The sequence below is a fragment of the Sinomonas sp. P47F7 genome, from assembly GCF_049332655.1.
Lineage (GTDB): Bacteria > Actinomycetota > Actinomycetes > Actinomycetales > Micrococcaceae > Sinomonas.
This window is the reverse complement of the sequence record NZ_CP186327.1, coordinates 1,637,819-1,656,414: the sequence shown is the minus strand read 5'-3', so window position 1 is coordinate 1,656,414 and position 18,596 is coordinate 1,637,819. Positions and strand designations below refer to the sequence as shown.

18 protein-coding genes are annotated in these 18,596 nt (G+C 69.7%); 3 read left to right on the top strand and 15 right to left on the bottom strand.

Annotated elements, in window-relative coordinates; genetic code table 11:
• Genes ACOKR1_RS07860 through ACOKR1_RS07830 form a run of 7 tightly spaced genes read right to left on the bottom strand, consistent with a single transcriptional unit; the run spans position 1 to position 7,771 of the window.
• A complete protein-coding gene (locus tag ACOKR1_RS07860) occupies positions 1–810 on the bottom strand; it encodes an HpcH/HpaI aldolase/citrate lyase family protein (protein ID WP_422936128.1) in 810 nt (269 codons plus the stop codon).
• Between the two features lie 35 nt (positions 811–845).
• On the bottom strand, positions 846–1,352 hold the full coding sequence (locus tag ACOKR1_RS07855; RefSeq protein ID WP_415854749.1) for a MaoC family dehydratase: 507 nt from the start codon (positions 1,350–1,352) through the stop codon (positions 846–848).
• Positions 1,336–2,040, bottom strand: coding sequence for a CoA transferase subunit B (locus tag ACOKR1_RS07850; RefSeq protein ID WP_422936127.1), 705 nt, complete (start codon positions 2,038–2,040; stop codon positions 1,336–1,338). The genes ACOKR1_RS07855 and ACOKR1_RS07850 overlap by 17 nt, the downstream gene beginning before the upstream one ends.
• A complete protein-coding gene (locus ACOKR1_RS07845; protein WP_422936126.1) occupies positions 2,040–2,816 on the bottom strand; it encodes a CoA transferase subunit A in 777 nt (258 codons plus the stop codon). Before ACOKR1_RS07845 ends, ACOKR1_RS07850 begins: the two co-directional genes overlap by 1 nt.
• A 51-nt stretch (positions 2,817–2,867) precedes the next feature.
• A complete protein-coding gene (locus ACOKR1_RS07840; RefSeq protein ID WP_422936125.1) occupies positions 2,868–4,043 on the bottom strand; it encodes an acyl-CoA dehydrogenase family protein in 1,176 nt (391 codons plus the stop codon).
• Between the two features lie 9 nt (positions 4,044–4,052).
• Positions 4,053–6,158 (bottom strand): biotin carboxylase N-terminal domain-containing protein, encoded by a 2,106-nt coding sequence (locus ACOKR1_RS07835; protein ID WP_422936124.1) that lies wholly within the window; start codon positions 6,156–6,158, stop codon positions 4,053–4,055.
• Positions 6,159–6,163: 5 nt separating this feature from the next.
• Positions 6,164–7,771, bottom strand: a complete 1,608-nt coding sequence (locus ACOKR1_RS07830) for a carboxyl transferase domain-containing protein (RefSeq protein WP_422936123.1) — start codon at positions 7,769–7,771, stop codon at positions 6,164–6,166.
• 97 nt (positions 7,772–7,868) lie between these two features.
• On the opposite strand from ACOKR1_RS07830, the gene ACOKR1_RS07825 reads away from it, so the two are divergent.
• Complete coding sequence (locus tag ACOKR1_RS07825) at positions 7,869–8,498, top strand: TetR/AcrR family transcriptional regulator (RefSeq protein ID WP_422936122.1); 630 nt, start codon at positions 7,869–7,871, stop codon at positions 8,496–8,498.
• 39 nt (positions 8,499–8,537) lie between these two features.
• Here ACOKR1_RS07825 and ACOKR1_RS07820 read toward each other — a convergent pair whose 3' ends face one another.
• The 3 genes from ACOKR1_RS07820 to pdhA are packed head-to-tail and all read right to left on the bottom strand — an operon-like array spanning position 8,538 to position 12,159.
• Positions 8,538–9,974, bottom strand: a complete 1,437-nt coding sequence (locus tag ACOKR1_RS07820) for a dihydrolipoamide acetyltransferase family protein (protein WP_422936121.1) — start codon at positions 9,972–9,974, stop codon at positions 8,538–8,540.
• Entirely contained in the window at positions 9,971–11,017 is a 1,047-nt protein-coding gene (locus ACOKR1_RS07815; protein ID WP_422936120.1) for an alpha-ketoacid dehydrogenase subunit beta, read from the bottom strand. The genes ACOKR1_RS07820 and ACOKR1_RS07815 overlap by 4 nt, the downstream gene beginning before the upstream one ends.
• Positions 11,017–12,159 (bottom strand): pyruvate dehydrogenase (acetyl-transferring) E1 component subunit alpha, encoded by a 1,143-nt coding sequence (gene pdhA / locus ACOKR1_RS07810; RefSeq protein WP_422936119.1) that lies wholly within the window; start codon positions 12,157–12,159, stop codon positions 11,017–11,019. The genes ACOKR1_RS07815 and pdhA overlap by 1 nt, the downstream gene beginning before the upstream one ends.
• A 139-nt stretch (positions 12,160–12,298) precedes the next feature.
• On the opposite strand from pdhA, the gene ACOKR1_RS07805 reads away from it, so the two are divergent.
• Positions 12,299–12,772 carry an Lrp/AsnC family transcriptional regulator gene (locus ACOKR1_RS07805; protein ID WP_422936578.1) on the top strand — a complete coding sequence of 158 codons (474 nt, stop codon included), beginning with the start codon at positions 12,299–12,301 and terminating at the stop codon, positions 12,770–12,772.
• 35 nt (positions 12,773–12,807) lie between these two features.
• Complete coding sequence (locus ACOKR1_RS07800) at positions 12,808–14,460, top strand: sensor histidine kinase (protein ID WP_422936118.1); 1,653 nt, start codon at positions 12,808–12,810, stop codon at positions 14,458–14,460.
• A 24-nt stretch (positions 14,461–14,484) separates the two neighbouring features.
• On the opposite strand, the gene ACOKR1_RS07795 is transcribed toward ACOKR1_RS07800, so the two are convergent.
• From ACOKR1_RS07795 to tsf, 5 genes are all read right to left on the bottom strand, one after another.
• Positions 14,485–15,090 carry a DivIVA domain-containing protein gene (locus ACOKR1_RS07795; RefSeq protein ID WP_422936117.1) on the bottom strand — a complete coding sequence of 202 codons (606 nt, stop codon included), beginning with the start codon at positions 15,088–15,090 and terminating at the stop codon, positions 14,485–14,487.
• A gap of 12 nt (positions 15,091–15,102) precedes the next feature.
• Entirely contained in the window at positions 15,103–16,119 is a 1,017-nt protein-coding gene (locus ACOKR1_RS07790) for a phosphatidate cytidylyltransferase (protein ID WP_422936116.1), read from the bottom strand.
• Positions 16,119–16,676 carry a ribosome recycling factor gene (frr, locus tag ACOKR1_RS07785; RefSeq protein WP_422936115.1) on the bottom strand — a complete coding sequence of 186 codons (558 nt, stop codon included), beginning with the start codon at positions 16,674–16,676 and terminating at the stop codon, positions 16,119–16,121. The genes ACOKR1_RS07790 and frr overlap by 1 nt, the downstream gene beginning before the upstream one ends.
• Positions 16,677–16,749: 73 nt before the next feature.
• Entirely contained in the window at positions 16,750–17,517 is a 768-nt protein-coding gene (pyrH, locus tag ACOKR1_RS07780; protein ID WP_415854507.1) for a UMP kinase, read from the bottom strand.
• Positions 17,518–17,653: 136 nt separating this feature from the next.
• Positions 17,654–18,490, bottom strand: a complete 837-nt coding sequence (gene tsf / locus ACOKR1_RS07775) for a translation elongation factor Ts (RefSeq protein WP_415854506.1) — start codon at positions 18,488–18,490, stop codon at positions 17,654–17,656.
• Positions 18,491–18,596 lie beyond the last annotated feature (106 nt).

Here is an 18,596-nt window from a genome sequence, read left to right as displayed (position 1 = left end):
CTAGAGCTCGGCGCTCCGCCCGGCGCGTCGAAGCAGCGCCTCGGCGTGCTGGAGGATCGGTCCGTCGATCATCCTGCCCCGATGCTCGAACACCCCGGTCCCGGCGGCCTCGGATGCCGCAAGGAGCTCTCGCGCGGCGTCGACGGCCTCGGGGGTCGGCTGGTAGGCCTCCCGCACGGGCGCCACCTGACTCGGATGGATGCACGCCTTCGCCGCGAACCCCGACGCGACGGCGTCCGCAGCCTCGGCCGCGAGCCCCTCGAGGTCCTGGATCGCGGTGTAGACGGCGTCGATGGCCGCCTTGCCGACCGCGCCGGCGGCAAGGAGGACCGTGGACCGCGCGTGCAGCGCGACGGCGCGGTACCCGCCGTCGTCCGCTCGGCTCGACGTCCCGCCCAAGGACGCCACAAGATCCTCGGCACCCCACATGAGCGCGACGACGTTGGGCTCGGCCGCGATGGCCGCGGCGTTGAGCACGCCCGCCGCCGTTTCGCAGAGGGCGACGACGTCGAAGCCCGCCAGCCGCCGCAGCTGCGCGGGCGATTCGGCCTTCGCCAGCATGACCGTTCGGTATGGCGTCGCGACGAGGGCGTCCAGATCGATGTCGAAGTCCGGAGTAGACGCGGCGTTGACCCGCACGATCGTGCGCCGCGGATCGAGCGATGCGGCGGTGAGGTGATGCCGAGCCGCTGCCTTCGCGTCGGGGGCGACGGCGTCCTCGAGGTCGAGGATGACGGCGTCGGCCCGGTCGGCGGCCTTCCCGAAGCGCTCGGGCCGGTCGGCCGGGCAGAACAGCAGGGCGGGGCCCATGCTGAAAGGCGCTGGCCGGTCTGATTCTGAGGGCGTCATCGGTGTGCTTCCTTGGTCCACATGAGGCACGAACGTTTCGCCCGCGCGACGACGACGCCGTCCTGATTGCGACCCGTGTGCTCCATGGTCACGATGCCCTGGCCGGGACGCGACGAGGAGAGCCGCTTCTCGACGACGACCGTCTCGGTGTAGAGCGTATCGCCGTGGAACACGGGATGCGGGAACGAGACGTCGGTCAGGCCCAGCTGGGCCACGATCGTGCCCTGAGTCAGCTGGGCGACGGACTGCCCCACGACGGTGGCGAGCGTGAACATCGAGTTCACGAGCCGCTGGCCGAACGGCTGGCCCGCACTCCACGCCGCATCGAGGTGGAGGGCCTGCGTGTTCATGGTGAGGGTAGTGAACAGGACGTTGTCCGCCTCCGTCACCGTTCGTCCGGGCCGGTGCGCATAGACGACGCCCTCCTCGAGCTCGTCGAAGTAGAGCCCCCGCTGCTCGATGACCCGCGGCGCGTCCGATTCCGGCTCAGGGCTCGTTGTCATGGATCTCCACCTCGAGCTCGGCGGCGGTCGCCGCGACGACCTCCTCCTCGGTCACGCCCGGGGCCAGCTCGCGGAGCACGAGGACGGCCCCCGCCGGCGTGGCGGGCTCGAGGCCTGCCCCCACGAGGCTGGTGCCGGCGTCGCGCACGACGTCGATGACCCCGAGATCCGTGATGATGCGGTCAACGCAGCCCTTGCCCGTGATGGGCAGCGTGCATTCGGGCAGGATCTTCGGGTTCCCGTGCTTGTCCGTGTGGTCCATCATGACGATGAGCCGCTTCGCCCCGAACACGAGGTCCATCGCGCCGCCCATCCCCTTGACCATCTTGCCGGGGATCATCCAGTTGGCGAGGTCGCCGTTCTGCGAGACCTCCATCGCGCCGAGCACGGCGACGTCCACGTGGCCGCCGCGGACCATGCCGAACGACGTCGCCGAGTCGAAGAACGCGGCCCCCTTCTTGATGGTCACCGTCTCCTTGCCGGCGTTGATGAGGTCCGGATCCACCCGGTCCTCGACGGGGTACGGCCCCGTGCCGAGGATCCCGTTCTCGGAGTGCAGCACCACCTCGACGCCGGTCGGGATGTAGTTCGGGATGAGCGTCGGCATCCCGATCCCGAGGTTCACGTACTGGCCGTTCGAGAGCTCCTGCGCGACGCGTGCCGCGAGCTCGTTGCGGTTCCACGGCATCAGGAGGCCCCCTTCGTCTCGGCCACAGTCCTCTTCTCGATCCGCTTCTCGCCCAAGGGGCTGTCGGCGGGCACGTGCACGACGCGCTGGACGAAGATGCCCGGCGTGTGGATGTGCTCGGGGTCGAGCTCGCCCGGCTCCACGAGCTCCTCGACCTCGGCGATCGTGATCCGCCCGGCCATCGCGCACAGCGGGTTGAAGTTCATGGCCGTCTCGTGGAACACGAGGTTGCCGTGGCGGTCGCCCCTGAGGGCGTGGACCAGCCCGAAGTCCGGCGTGAGGGACTCCTCGAGCACGTAGTCGGCGCCGTGGAAGGTGCGCACTTCCTTCGGCGAGGACGCCTTCACAACGTTCCCTTCGGCGTCGTACTTCTGGGGCAGGCCGCCCTCTGAGACCTGGGTTCCCACCCCGGCCGAGGTATAGAAGGCGGGGATGCCCGCGCCGCCGGCGCGGAGCTTCTCGGCGAGGGTCCCCTGCGGGGTGAGCACCACCTCGAGCTCGCCGGAGAGGAACTGGCGCGCGAACTCCTTGTTCTCTCCCACGTACGAGCTCACCGTCCGCCGGATCCGCCCGGCGCTCAGGAGGATCCCGAGGCCCCAATCGTCCACGCCGCAGTTGTTGCTGATGGTCTCGAGGTCTTTCGTGCCCTGCCGGTGCAGAGCGTCAATGAGCCCCACCGGGATGCCGCACAGGCCAAAACCGCCGACGGCGAGCGACGCCCCGTCCGGGATGTCCGCCACCGCTTCCTCGACGCTGGCCACCACTTTGTTGATCACAGAACCTCCATACGGCCGCTTGTCTGACCCGGGCTGCTTTCGTGATCTACGCTACAGCCCGAGCTCGCGAGCGATGAGCATGAGTTGGACTTCCGTGGTCCCTTCACCGACCTCGAGGATCTTCGAGTCGCGGTAGTGGCGGGCGACCGTGAACTCGTTGATGAACCCGTAGCCGCCGAACACCTGCGTCGCGTCGCGCGCGTTGTCCATCGCGGCCTCCCCCGCGACCATCTTCGCGATGGCCGCCTCGGTCTTGAAAGGCTTGCCCGCGAGCATGCGCGCGGCTGCGTCGTAGTACGCGAGGCGGGCCGTGTGGGCTCGGGCCTGCATGCGGGCGATCTTGAACTGGATGGCCTGGTACTTGCCGATGTTCGAGCCGAACGCGCTGCGTTCCTGCGCGTACTTGACGGATAGGTCCACGCAGCCCTGGGCGGCGCCCGTGCCGAGCGCCGCGATCGCGATGCGGCCCTCATCGAGGATGGACAGGAAGTTCGCGTACCCGCGGCCGCGCACGCCAAGCAGGTTCTCCTCGGGAACACGCGCGTCCTTGAACGAGAGCGGGTGCGTGTCGGAGGCGTTCCAACCCACTTTGTTGTACGGCTTCTCGGCCCGGAACCCAGGGGTCCCCGCGGGGACGATGATGGTGGAGATCTCCTTGCGGGTCCGGCCGTCGGCCCGGGTCTCGGTGCCCGTCACGGCGGTGACCGTGACGAACTTGGTGATAGCCGTACCGGAGTTCGTGATGAACTCCTTCGAGCCGTTGATCACCCATTCGCGTCCCTCGGCGCCCTCCTCGAGCCGGGCGTTCGTCTTCGTGCCGCCCGCGTCCGAGCCGGCCTCGGGCTCGGTGAGTCCGAAGCCCGCGAGGGCGCGCCCGGCGGCGAGCTCGGGCAGCCAGGTCTCCCGCTGCTTGTCGGTGCCGAAGCGATAGATCGGCATGGCCCCGAGGGATACACCCGCCTCGAGCGTGATCGCGACCGACTGGTCCACGCGCCCGAGCTGCTCGAGCGCGAGCGCGAGGGCGAAGTAGTCACCGCCCATGCCGCCGTACTCCTCCGGGAACGGAAGCCCGAAGAGGCCCATCTCCCCCATCTGGGAGACGATCTCGTAGGGGAAGCTGTGCTCCTCGTCGTGCTTCTGGGAGGCGGGGGCGACGACCTCGTCGGCGAACGCGCGAACGGTCTCGCTGAGCTCCCGGTAGTCGTCGTCGAGCTGAAAGTCGACCATGGTGGCTCCTTAGGTTTCTTTCGGGCTGGTTGCGGCCGGGCCAGTTGTGGCCGGGTCTGACTCTGCAGGGACTACGGTCGCGACGACTTGGTCCGCCTTGACGAGCGAGCCGACCGAGACGTGCAGCTGGACGGTGCCCCCGAGCGCGGCGACGAGCTGGTGTTCCATCTTCATCGCCTCGACGCTCACGAGCGGCTGGCCCTCCTCGACTGCCTGGCCCGGGGCCACCGCGACGGAGACGACCGTTCCCGGCATGGGCGAGCGGACGTCGGGCGAGGCCTCCCCCGGGTGATGGTGAATGCCGTCGAGTACGCGCCCGAGCCGCTGCGTACGGTCCAGCACGGGCAGCGCGACCGACCATCCGCCGTCGCCCACGAAGAGCGTGCGGCCCGCGCCGCCGTCCTCGGCGCTGACGGCCCACGCATACCGGTAGGGCTCGCCGTCCAGCTCGAGCGCGGCGCTATGGCCGACGACGGCGAGGCTCGCCTTGCGCTCGGAGCCGCCGTCGAGGCTCACCGTGGGCTCGGCACCACCGGCCACGCGGACCGTGGCGACGCCGCCGTCGGGCGTTCCGAGCGTGACGCGGCTCGGCGCGGGGGCACCGAGGCGCCACGAATCGGGCCGCCACGGCCCCGTGCCCGCTCCGGGCTCGCCGATGCGCTCCGAGAGCAGCGCGGCCGCGACGTATTCGGGGGTGCCGGGCTCGCGGAACGCGAGGTGCTCGAGGCGCCGCTCGATGAGCGTCGTGTCGAGGTGACCCGCCTGGACCTCGGCGTCGGCGAGGAGGAGGCGCAGGTACTCGATGTTCGTCTGGACGCCGAGGACCGTGTACCCCGCGAGCGCGGCGTCGAGCCGCTCGAGCGCCTCCGCGCGATCCCGGCCCCAGGCGATGGCCTTGGACAGCATGGGGTCGAAGTCGGCGCCGATCTCGAGCCCTTCTCCGAGCGAGCTGTCGACGCGCACGCCCTCCCCCGCAGGCTCGGACAGGAATTCGACCCGGCCCGTCACGGGGAGGAAGCCCCGTTGCGGCGACTCGGCGTACACGCGCGCCTCGATGGCGTGCCCGTTGAGCCGCACGTCCTCCTGCGCGAGTTGGAGCGGCTCGCCAGCCGCGACCCGCAGCTGCAGCTCCACGAGGTCCACGCCCGTCACCATCTCGGTCACGGGGTGCTCGACCTGGAGGCGCGTGTTCATCTCCATGAAGAAGAACTCGTCCGGGGCCTCGTCGCTCACGAGGAACTCGACGGTCCCGGCTCCGGTGTAGCCGACGCTCCGGGCCGCGTCGCACGCGGCCTTGCCGATGCGCTCGCGTGTCTCGGCGCCGAGCGGCGTGTCGAACAGCGGCGACGGCGCCTCCTCGATGACCTTCTGGTGCCGCCGCTGGAGCGAGCATTCGCGCTCGCCGAGGTGGATCGTGGTCCCGTGCTGGTCAGCGAGGACCTGCACCTCAATGTGCCGCGGCGCGCGGATGAGCCGCTCGAGGAAGAGCGTGTCGTCGCCGAACGCGGCGGCCGCGACGCGGCGTGCCGTCGCGAGGACGCGGGGAAGCTCGTCCGCGCACTCGACCACGTGCATGCCCTTGCCGCCGCCCCCGGCGGAGGGCTTGATGAGCAGCGGGTACCCCACGCCGTCGGCCGCCTCGACAAGCTCCGCATCGGTGAGCCCGGGGCGTGCAATGCCGGGCACCACCGGGACGCCGAAGCCCGCGACGTGGTTCTTCGCGCTGATCTTGTCTCCCATGACCGTCAGCGCCTCGACACCCGGGCCCACGAACGCGATGCCGGCCTCGCCCAGCGCGCGGGCGAACGCCTCGTTCTCGCTCAGGAAGCCGTAGCCGGGGTGGACGGCGTCCGCGCCCACGGCGCGGCAGGCCTCGACGATCCCGCCGATGTTGAGGTAGCTCTGCACCGGGGTCTGGGGGCCCGTGGGAGCGGGGTCGATGCGGACGGCCTCATCGGCCTCGCGAACGTGGCGCGCGCCGGCGTCGGCGTCGCTGTAGACGGCGACGGACGGGATGCCGAGCCGCCGCAGGGTCTGCATGACGCGGCACGCGATCTCGCCGCGATTCGCGACGAGGACCTTGGTGAAGAGCGGGACTTTCTGGATCGGACTCACGTTCCTCACATCCTGAAGACGCCGAAGGACGTCTCGGGCAGCGGGGCCAGAGCGACGACGTCGAGGGCCATGCCCAGGACGCGGCGCGTGTCGGCCGGGTCGATCACGCCGTCGTCCCACAGCCGGGCCGTCGAATAGTAGGGGCTGCCCTGGGCTTCGTACTGGGCCTTGATGGGCGCCTTGAACGCGTCCTCGTCCTCGGCGGACCATTCCTCGCCGTGCCCTTCGAGCTGCTCGCGCTTGACGGTCGCGAGGACGCTCGCCGCCTGGTTTCCGCCCATGACCGAGATGCGGCTCGCCGGCCACATCCAGAGGAATCGCGGCGAGTACGCGCGTCCGCACATCGAGTAGTTGCCCGCGCCGAACGAGCCGCCGATCACGACCGTGAGCTTGGGCACGCGCGTGGTCGCGACGGCCGTGACCATCTTGGCGCCGTGCTTCGCGATGCCGCCGCGCTCGACGTCGCGGCCCACCATGAACCCCGAGATGTTCTGCAGGAACACGAGCGGAATGCCGCGCTGGTCGCACAGCTCGATGAAGTGCGCGCCCTTCATGGCCGATTCCGAGAACAGGACCCCGTTGTTCGCGACGATTCCTACGGGGTGGCCGTGGATCCGGGCGAAGCCCGTCACGAGCGTCGAGCCGTACTCCTTCTTGAACTCGTGGAACGCGCTCGCGTCGACGAGCCGGGCGATGACCTCGCGCACGTCATACTGGGCGTTGACGTCAGTCGGGACGGCCCCGTACAGCTCGCGCTGCTCTGCCTTGGGCTCAACGGCGACGGCCACGTCCCACGGCGCATTCCGCGGCGCGGGGAGCGTCGCGACGATGCCCCGGACGATCTCGAGGGCGTGCTCGTCGTTCTCCGCGAGGTGGTCGGCGACGCCGGAGATCCGCGCGTGGACCTCGCCGCCCCCGAGTTCCTCGGCGGAGACGATCTCGCCGATGGCCGCCTTCACGAGCGGCGGCCCGCCCAGGAAGATCGTGCCCTGATTGCGCACGATCACCGTCTCGTCGCTCATCGCGGGCACGTAGGCGCCACCGGCAGTGCACGAGCCGAGGACGGCTGCGATCTGCGGGATCTTGGCCGCGGACATGCGGGCCTGGTTGTAGAAGATGCGCCCGAAGTGGTCGCGGTCCGGGAAGACCTCGTCCTGCCGCGGAAGGAACGCGCCGCCCGAGTCCACGAGGTACACGCACGGGAGGCGATTTTCTAGTGCGATCTCCTGGGCCCGAAGGTGCTTCTTGACCGTCAGGGGGTAGTACGTGCCGCCCTTGACCGTCGCGTCATTCGAGATGACGAGGACGTGGCGGCCGTGGATCAGGCCAATGCCCGCGATGACGCCCGCCCCGGGGCTCTCGTCGCCGTACATGCCGTTCGCTGCGAGCGGCGCGATCTCGAGGAAGGGCGATCCCTCGTCGAGGAGGGCGTCGATCCGCTCGCGCGGGAGCAGCTTGCCGCGGGCCACGTGCCGCTCGCGCGAGCGCTGGGGCCCGCCGAGGGCTGTGACGGCGAGGCGTTCGGCGAGCTCGCCCGCGAGGGCCCGCTGCGCGGCGTCGTTCTCGGCGAATTCGGTACCCGCCGGGTCGACGCGGCTGAGAAGCGTCTCCATCGATTCCCGCCTTGGGTTAGTGACGATTAACTGGAATCCAAGTTAGTCTTGATTAACTGTGATGTCCAGCACAGGATGGCTGTTCCAGGAGAAGCACATGAGCGAGAGCCCCAGCGCCCGAAGCGAAGCGAAGGCGGTCCGCCGGCAGGCGCTGCTCGATGCCGCCGCCGGGTTGTTCGCGGCGCAGGGCTTCGCGGGCGTCTCGCTCGACGACCTCGGGGCCGCGGCCGGCGTCAGCGGCCCGGCGATCTACCGCCACTTCGCGGGCAAGCAGGCCGTGCTCGGCGCGCTCCTCGTCGGCGTGAGCGAGGAGCTGCTCGAGGGCGGGCTGCGGGTGGCGGGCGGCGGGCTCCACGACACGGCGGACGACGGCGACGGCATCCTTCGCGCGCTCGTCGCCTTTCACGTGGACTTCGCTCTGTCGAAGCCGGATGTCATTCGGGTCCAGGACCGGGATTTCACGAATCTCTCCCCCGACGACCGCTCCTCGGTGCGCAGCCTCCAGCGCCGGTACGTCGACGTGTGGGCGCGCGCCCTCGCGGGGCTGCACCCCGATGCCTCCCCGGCCGAGCTCCGTGTCCGGGCGCAGGCGGCGTTCGGGCTCATCAACTCGACCCCGCATTCGGTGGGCGGCGGCAGGGTTCCCGCCGGGCGCGCCCGGCGCCTCCTCGAGGCGATGGCGCTTGCGGCCCTGGCTGCACCCGCGCCAGGGCCGTCAAGCCCATGACCTAGAGACCCGTGACCTAGACCCCTCTGGTCTCTGGCGTCACACCATCGCGATGACCATGCCGGGGTCGGCCATGATGGCGCCGACATCGGCGAGGAAGCGCGAGGCCTGCTCGCCGTCAACGAGGCGGTGGTCGAACGAGAGCGAGAGCGTGACGACGTCGCGCAGGGCGACCTCGCCGCGGTGTTCCCATGGCAGGCGGCGCACCTGGCCCATCGCGAGGATCGCTGCCTCCCCCGGATTGAGGATGGGCGTGCCGGCGTCGACGCCGAAGACGCCGATGTTCGTGATCGTGAGCGTCCCACCGGTGAGGTCCGCGGGGCTCACGCGGCCCTCGCGCGCCGATGTCGCGAGGCGGCTGATCTCCTCCGCGAGCTGCGTGAGGTCCATCGCGTCCGCGTCCTTGACGTTCGGCACCATGAGGCCGCGCGGCGTCGCGGCCGCGAAGCCAAGGTTCACGTAGTGGTACTGGACGATCTCTTGGGCGGCCTCGTCCCACCGCGAGTTGAGCGACGGGCTCCGGCGCAGGGCGACCAGCACGGCCTTCGCGACGAGCGTCATGGGCGTGATCTTGACGCCCGCGAACGCCTTCGACGCCTTGAGCCGCGCGAGGAGCTCCATCGCCGGCGTGACGTCGACCGTCAGGAACTCGCTCGCGTGAGGCGCCGAGAACGCGCTCGCGACCATCGCCGCGGCCGTCTGCTTCCGGACCCCGCGGATCGGCGTGCGCGTCTCGCGTTCGCCAGCCTCGGGAGCGACCCGCAGCTGCCGGGTCTCCCGAGCCGGCACCTGCCCTTCCAGGACCTCCGGCTCCGGAGTGCCCACCTGACGCAGGATGTCATCCCGGGTCACGAGACCCCGGGGCCCAGAGCCGCGGACCGAAGTCAGATCCACGCCGAGATCCTTCGCGAGCTTGCGCACGGGCGGGGTCGAGCGCGGCCGCTCCGTCCCCTCGGGCCCGGGCGCCGGGACCGGCTCCGAAGCGGGCACGGCGGCCGGCGCAGCGGCCCGAGCCGAAGCGGGCACGACGGCCGGCGCAGCCGGCACGGCCAGCGCGGGAGCGGACCGCACGACCGGCGCACTCGTGGCGCCGCCGCCCCAGCTGCGGGCCTTGCGGGCCGGGCGGCCCGTGGCCTCCGGCATCGCGCCGTAGCCCACGAGGTTGGGCTCGCGCTTCGGCGCGCCGCCTCCGGCAGAACCGCCCGAGGGCTGGCCCTCGACCTCGAACTCCGCGATCGGCGTTCCCACGGCCACCACCTGGCCCGGTTCGGCGAGCAGGGCCGTGACCTTTCCCGCGTACGGGCTCGGGAGCTCCACGACGGCCTTCGCCGTCTCCACCTCGCCGATCACCTGGTTGAGCTGGACGGTGTCTCCGACGGCAACCCGCCACGCCACGATCTCCGACTCGGTGAGGCCCTCGCCGAGGTCCGGCAGCCGGAACTCGCGAGTGTGGGTTCCTGCGCTCGCGACGCTCATTCGCCCTCCTCGGTCCCGCTCAGCGAGTTCGGGCGCCCGAGTGAGCGGTCCACTCCGTCAAGGATTCGGTCGAGGTCCGGGAGGTGGTGGAACTCGAGCTTCGAGTACGGATACGGAATGTCGAATCCCGTGACGCGCACAGGAGCGTGCTCGAGGTAGTAGAAGCACCGCTCGGTGATGCTCGCCGCAATCTCCCCGCCGAGGCCGCCGGTCTGGGACGCCTCATGCGCGATGACGAGCCGCCCCGTCTTCCGCACCGACGCCTCGAGCGTCGCGTAGTCGACGGGCGCGAGGGAGCGCAGGTCGATGACCTCCACCGAGACACCCTCGTCCGAGGCGGCAACCGCCGCGTCGACGCATGTCTTGACGAGCGGACCGTAGCTCACGAGCGTCACGTCGTGGCCCTCGACCGCGACGCGGGCCGATCCCATGCCGAGCCCATCGGGAACCTCGAGCCCGAACGACTCGTCGACGTCGCCCTTGTCGTGGTAGCGGCGCTTCGGCTCGAAGAACACGACCGGGTCGTCGCACGCGATGGCCTGCTGGATCATCGAGTACGCGTCCTGCGGGTTCGAGACCGCCATGACGCGGAGGCCCGCGGTGTGGGCGAAGTACGCCTCAGGCGATTCCGAGTGGTGCTCGGGCGAACCGATGCCGCCGCCGAACGGGATGCGGATCGTGAGCGGAACCTTGACCCGGCCCAGGCTGCGGTAGTGGAGCTTCGCGACCTGGGCCACGATCTGGTCGAACGCCGGGTAGACGAAGCCGTCGAACTGGATCTCGACGACCGGCCGGTACCCGCGGTAGGCCATACCGATCGCGGTGCCCATGATCCCGGACTCGGCAAGGGGGGTGTCGAGGACACGGTGCGCGCCGAAGTCCTTCTGGAGGCCGTCCGTGATGCGGAACACGCCTCCGAGCTTTCCGATGTCCTCGCCCATGAGCACGACCTTCGGATCGCGTTCCATGGCCCGCCGCAGGCCCGCGTTGAGGGCCTTGGCGAACGTCATCTGAGAGGCCTTCGGGGCCAGCTGCTCAGTCATCAGTGCCCTCCTTCCGCGTGGGCCCCGGCAAGGCCGGTCCGATAGCGCTCAAAGTGGTCCCGCTGCCGTTCGAGGACGGCGTGCGGTTCGGCGTAGACGTGGGCGAACACGTCCTCGGGAGCCGGATCGGGCATGTGGATCGTTGCCTCGCGCAGTTCCGCCGCGACCGTGTCCGCCTTGGCGGCGACTCGCGTACGCACCGCGTCGTCGAGCAGGCCGACGCTCTCGAGATAGCGTTCGAGGCGCGCGATGGGATCGCGCTCCTTCCAGTCCTCGAGCTCGTTGGGGTCGCGGTATCTGGTGGGATCGTCCGCCGTCGTATGCGGTCCCATGCGGTAGGTGACCGCCTCGATGTAGGAGGGTCCGTTCCCGGAGCGCGCGCGCTCGAGAGCCTCGCGCGTCGCGGCGAGGCACGCGAGCACGTCATTGCCGTCCACCCGAGCGCTGGCGATGCCGAAACCGGGCGCACGCAGCGCGATCGGCACGTGGGCCTGGATGCCGACCGGCTCGGAGATGGCCCACTGGTTGTTCTGGCAGAAGAACACGACCGGGGCCTGATAGCTCGCTGCGAAGACCATGGATTCGTTGACGTCGCCCTGGCTTGTCGCGCCGTCGCCGAAGTATGTGACGACGGCGGTCTCCGCGCCGTCGAACTGGACACCCATGGCGTAGCCGACGGCGTGCAGCGTGTGCGCCCCGATCACCACCTGGGAGGGCGCCATGTTGAACTCGAACGGATCCCAGCCCGAGTGTGAGTTGCCGCGCCACTGGCGGACGAGGTCGGGTAGGGCGACGCCCCGGATGTACGCGACGCCGATCTCGCGGTAGCTCGGGAAGATGAAGTCGTCGGCCGCGATGGCACGTGCCGAGCCGACCTGCGCGGCTTCCTGACCCACGAACGGGGGCCACAGCCCGAGCTGTCCCTGGCGCTGAAGCGCGGTCCCCTCCGCGTCGATGCGGCGGGCGACCACCATGTCCTCGTACAGCGAGACGAGAAGCTGGGGGCCGTCGTCGCCCTCGACGTCGGTGAGATAGCGGTCGTACCGCTCGTGGTGGTGACGAACGCCATCCGGCGAGAGTAACTGGATCGGCGACCCGTCGTCGCCGGCGGTCATGTGATACGTGGACACTTCGGTTCGCATCCCTATCTGCTCGCGGGAGGCCTGTGGGCCCCCGGGTTAATGTGACCATACTCACAATGAACAACGGGTACAACCAACGGCATCGAAATTGAGCAGGATGCCCTATTCGAGCCTCCCGCACCGTGCTAACCTGCGCATCATGCACCCCGTGGATGCCACCGACACTCGGATCCTGCGCGCACTCGCCGACGATCCACGCCGCACCGTCGTGGCCCTCGCCCAAGAGCTGGGACTCTCGCGCAACACGGTCCAAGCCCGCCTCGCCCGGCTCGAACACCACGCCTTCCTCGCGTTCGACCGCCGCATCAACCCGGCCTCGCTCGGGTATCCGCTCCTCGCCTTCATCACGGTGCACGTCCAGCAGCGCAAACTGACGGGAATCACCGAGGAGATCGCCAGGATTCCCGAGGTGCTCGAAGGCCACGGGCTGACGGGCACAGCCGACCTCCTCCTCCGCGTCGTCGCCGTGGACGCCGAGGACCTCTTCCGGATCAACGGCAAGATCCTCGCGTGCGACGGCGTCGAACGCACCGACACGGCACTCGCCATGGGCGAGCTCATCCCCTTCCGCATGGATCCCCTTCTCGAACGGGGACCACGCCCACCCGGGTAAGGACACGTGACTGCTTTTGTCACAGAATGGAAGCCATGGACGTCGTCTTGGATGTCATGCTCCTCGGCCAACGCCGCTTCCACGAACTGGGGCTACGGGCCCAGGTCGTGCTGAGGCAGCTCCCGCTCAACCTCACGATGATCTTCGTATGCGGGATCTCGGCGCTGGCCGACACCGCCGACTTCGCGGATGCGGGCTTCGTGATCAGCCAACTGCTCGCGCTGGCCGTGCTCGCCGCGTGCGCGGCGGTCCCCTGGGAGCGGCTTCCGCGATGGTCCTTCCTCGCGATCCCCGTGCTGGACTTCTACCCGATCGGCCTCCTCCGCTTCAGCGATGGAGACCTCCTGCCAGGCCTGGGCCTCCTCGCAGTGTTCCCGATCCTGTGGCTCGCGAGTGCGGGCTATCGTCCGCGGACTGCCGTGGCGTTCGGCGCGATCGCGACGCTCCTCATGGTCTGGATGCCCCACTTCATGGACGGCACGGCGAACATCCATAGCCTCGCCTCCGAGCTCCTCACGCCGTTCATCATGTTCGTGCTGGGGGTCGCGACGTCAATTTCGTCGTTGAGCGGCCGGACTCAGCGCAAGCGGATCGAGGAACTGCTCGACCGCAGCGAGACGCGCCAGCAACTCCTCGAGACGATTGTCGACACGGTCGACGTCGGCGTGGTGGTCGTCGATACCGTAGGTGACGTCGTGCTCATGAACGCGCAGCAGCGCGAGATCCACCAATCGGCGCTGCCCGACGGCGTCAACACCGCGCGCGAGCCCGAGCTGCTCGTCTACGCGGACAGCTCCGACGAACTCGTCGAGCCGAAGCTGCGGCCCGCGGCGCGCGTTGTGGCGGGCGAGGTGATCTCGCACGAGCTCTATCGGCTGGGCCGCGGGCAGCGGGCCCGCACGGTGTCCGTCTCGGCAGGGCCCTTCCGCGATGCGGGCGGCGAGGTAGCCGGATCGGTCCTGGCCTTCTCAGACGTCACCGAAGTCGTCGCCGCGATTCGGGCCCGCGACACGTTCCTCGCCGCCATGTCCCATGAATTCCGCACGCCGCTCACGAGCCTCCTCGGCTACGCCGAGCTGCTCCACGAGGATGCCTCCCTGAGCCCAGCAGCACGAGCTGACACCCTCGTCATGGCCCGGAACGCGCAGCACCTGAACAAGATGGTGGACGATATCCTCGCCGCCGCGACGCCCGGGGCCGCCGAGCTGCCGCGGACCCCGCTCGATCTCGCCGAGCTCACCGGCGACGCCGTGGACTCCTCCTCGCCCGACGCCGCGCGCCGCGACATCACCATCAAGCTTACGGACGACGGCGTGCTGCCGGTCCTCGGCGACAGGACGGGCCTCGTGCGGGTCCTCGACAATCTCGTCTCGAACGCGCTCAAGTACTCCGGCGGGGGCTCGACGGTCACGCTCAGGGCACGGCGCGACGGTCCGTGGGCGGTCCTCACGGTCGCCGACCAGGGCATCGGGATCCCGCCCGAAGACCTCAAGCGCATCTTCACGAGGTTCCAGCGGGGCTCGTCGGCACTCCGCTCGGGAATCCCGGGAACCGGCCTCGGGCTCGCGCTCGCGCGCGAGGTGGCCGTGCGGCACAGGGGCGAACTCGAGTGCGTCAGCGAACTCGGCGTCGGGAGCACGTTCACGCTGCGGCTCCCGCTTCGGGGCGAGCTGGGCGGACGATCCTAGCGCGCGAACCGCGCCCGCGCCGTCTCAGGCGATCTTCGCGATGAGTTCGACGCAGCGGTCGAGGAACGCGTCGACCTGCGTCTCCTCGTAGCCGTCCCGGCCGGTCACCGTGCGGAAGACGGCAGTGCGGACGTCGTCGGCGCTCATGACCGCGTCGTGCTCCAGATAGTTGAGGAGCCGGTGGCACAGCTCGTCGACGTCGCGCGGATGGTAGCTCGGTGCGCCGTTCTTCGACGGGCGGCGGAAGCGGTCGCCGTCGGGCCGGAGAAGCCGGGCGCGGAGCACGCTCGCGAGGTGCCCGACCTCGTGGAGCCACGCCTCCTCGCCCTGGCGGTCGATGAGCTCGTCCCGCTCGCGGCGCGCGAGAGCGTCCTCAAGCCGGTCGAGCGCGGCGTCCACCTGACCCGCGTCGTAGCCCCCGCGGATGGCATCGAACGCGACACTGCGCACCTGATGACTCGTCACGGGCTCCGCGGAGGACGTATTGCGCAGGTAGGCCCGGGCGGCCTCCATGAATTTCTCGACCTGCTTGGGGCTGTACCCGAGCTCGCCTCGGCCGACGCGATTGAAACCAGCCGCGGCTCCCGAACCATTGCGCGCCACAGTGCCTCCGTCCTCTATGTCAATCATTATCTTGCCGTATCACGCCGCGGGCAGGAGGCTGAACACGACGTACGCCACCGGGACGCCGAACAGGATCGAATCGAGCCGGTCCATCATCCCACCGTGCCCCGGCAGGATGCTGCTCATGTCCTTGATGCCGAGTTCCCGCTTGACCATCGACTCCGCGAGGTCCCCGGCCGTCGCGGCGCCGACCATGGCGACCGCGAGCACGACGCCCACCCACCACGGGCGCCCGAGCAGGAAGACCGTGCCGAGCACGCCGATGACGACGGCGCCCGCGACCGACCCGGCGAAGCCCTCCCACGACTTCTTGGGGCTGATCTTCGGCGCCATGGGGTGCCTCCCGATGCTCGCCCCGACAATGTAGCCGAACGTGTCGTTCGCGAACACCAAGAGGAGCGTCACGATGAGCTGCAGAACGCTGTGCGGCACGGCGAGGCCGGGCCAAACCCCCAAGGGCGGCGGCGAGACCCCTGAATCGTGCAGCGGCAGAACCGAGAAGCCGACGAAGAACGGGATCCACAGCAGCACGAAGACGCCGCCGATCACGTTGTTCACGGCACCGTGAGCCGACTCAAGGCTCTGCCACAGGAGGACGGCAGCGCTTGCGGCGACGAGCGCGAACAGCTGCGCCTCGGGGCCGCCGAAGAACGCCGAGAACGGGATCGCCACGGAGCCGACGAGCACCGGGACGATAGGAATCGTCGTCTTCCGAGTCTGAAGTGCCCGGAAGACCTCCCATACGCCGAGCACGCCCGCGGCCGTCGCAACACACACGAAGCCCATCGGCCACAGGAAGAGTCCAGCGAGCACGGCGGCGAGCAAGACGAGCCCCACGACGATAGCGGCAGGCAGGTTCCGCCCCGCCCTCGGGGTCGGCGGGGTGGCCACAGCGGCAGCGGCCGCCTTCTCGGCGTCGTCCGCATCGCGGCGGGCGCGTCGGGAGATCGGGGCGCCCGGAGCGTCGCGGACCGGCCCAGCGTGCTCTGGCTCGTGTCCAGACTGTGGGCCGGCCTCGGGCTGGGGAACGGTCATCAGACCTCGAGCAGCTCGGATTCCTTGCGCTTTACGAGCTCGTCGACGCTGTCCGTGTGCTGCTTGGTCAGGCCGTCGAGCTCCCGCTCGCCGCGCACGCCCTCGTCTTCGCCGACCTCGCCGTCCTTGACGAGGCGGTCCATCGACTCCTTGGCCTTGCGGCGGATGCTGCGGATGGACACCTTCGCGTCCTCACCCTTGCCCTTGACGATCTTGACGTACTCCTTGCGGCGCTCCTGCGTGAGCTCGGGGAGGACCACGCGGATCACGCTGCCGTCGTTGGACGGGTTGGCGCCGACCTCGGAGTCGCTCAGCGCACGCTCGATGTCGCGCAGGGCGGTCTTGTCGAACGGCGTGATGAGGATCGTGCGCGCGTCGGAGACCTGGAACGACGCGAGCTGCTGGAGCGGCGTCGGGGTGCCGTAGTACTCCACCATGACCTTCGCGTACAGGGCGGGGTTGGCGCGGCCGGTCCGGATCGCGGCGAAGTCCTCCTTGGCCACCTCGACGGCCTTCTCCATCTTTTCGGCGGCTTCGAGAAGCGTCTCTTCGATCACGGTTGTTTGGCTCCTGATTCGTGGACTGCTGACAGCTGGCTAGCGCTGAAGGGCTGCTGACATCCTAGCGGGATTACGGAGTCACCACCGTGCCGAGCTCGCCGCCAAGAATCGCCTTCGTCACGTTCCCCTCGCCCTGCATGCCGAAGACGATCATGGTGAGTCCGTTGTCCTTGCACATCGTCATGGCGGTCTGATCCATGACCCGGATGTCGCGGCGGAGCGCGTCGTCATAGGTGAGGTGCTCGAGCTTGCGGGCCTCGGGGTCCTTCTTGGGATCCGCCGTATAGACCCCGTCGACACCACTCTTGGCCATGAGGACCACGTCGGCGTGCACCTCGAGGGCGCGCTGGACGGCCACGGTGTCGGTCGAGAAATACGGGAGCCCGGCGCCCGCGCCGAAGATCACGACGCGCCCCTTCTCCATGTGCCGGATCGCGCGCCGAGGAATGTACGCCTCGGCAACCTGGCCCATCGTGATCGCGCTCTGGACGCGGGTCTCGACGCCTGCCTGCTCGAGGAAGTCCTGGAGCGCGAGGCAGTTCATGACCGTGCCGAGCATGCCCATGTAGTCGGCGCGGGATCGGTCCATCCCGCTCTGCGACAGCTCAGCCCCGCGGAAGAAGTTGCCGCCGCCCACCACGATGGCGACCTCGACGTCGTCGACCGCGGCCGCGATCTGGTGCGCCACGCCGCGCACGGTGGCCGGGTCGACGCCGAGCTTGCCGCCGCCGAAGACCTCGCCGGACAGTTTGAGCAGCACCCGGCGCCGGCGCGGTGGGAGGGGATCGTCCGCGATGGGGAGAGTAGCGGTCTGCACGTCGGTCTGTACGGTGTCCATGAGTGATCTGTCCCCTCGAACCGGTGGATATGGCCTTGGTCTAGATTATCGGCATTGCTGGCGCGCAAAAGGGGCGGCCACACGGGGTGGCCGCCCCTCACGCTGGTGGGCTGCGAACAGCCCGGGGGTGGATCTGCTAGGCGCCGACGCGGAAGCGCGCGAACGCGGTCGCCTCGACCCCGGCCTCCTGGAGGACCTGGCCGACGCTCTTCTTGGCGTCCTTCGCGAACGCCTGGTCGAGGAGCACCTCGCCCTTGAAGAAGCCGGTCACGCGGCCTTCGACGATCTTGGTGAGCGCGGCCTCGGGCTTGCCCTCGGCGCGAGCGGTCTCCTCGGCGATGCGGCGCTCGGACTCGACGAGGTCGGCCGGAACGTCCTCGCGGCGGAGGTAGTTCGGCGACATCGCGGCGACGTGCACGGCAACATCGTGGGCGGCGGCCTGGGCGGCCTCGCCCTCGCCGCTCACGGCGAGCAGCACGCCGACCTGAGCCGGGAGGTCCTTGGACGTCTTGTGGAGGTAGGCGTCCACGGTCGCGCCCTCGATGCGCGCCACGCGGCGGACGGCGACCTTCTCGCCGAGCACGGCGCCTTCCTCGACGACGAACTCGCTCACGGGCTTGCCGTCGATCTGAGCCGCGAGGAGGGCCTCGACATCGCCAGCGCCGGAGGCGATGGCCGCGGCGAGAACCTGATCGGCGAGCTCGATGAACTTGGCGGACTTGGCAACGAAGTCGGTCTCGCAGTTGACCTCGACCATGACGCCGACGCCGTTCTCGACCTTCGCGGCCACGAGGCCCTCGGCGGTCGAGCGGCCCTCGCGCTTGGTCGCACCCTTGAGGCCCTTGATGCGAATAATCTCGATGGCCTTCTCGGCGTCGCCGTTGGCCTCGTCGAGAGCCTTCTTGACGTCCATCATGCCGGCACCCGTGCGCTCGCGCAGGGCCTTGATGTCAGCAGCGGTGTAGTTCGCCATGTGAACCCCTCTGTCTTGTTATCTGCACTTCTCACAGTGGCAGGATGGCACCGGGTCCGGTGCCATCCTGCCGTCGGCCCCCAGACCGGGCGGGTGCCCGGCCTGG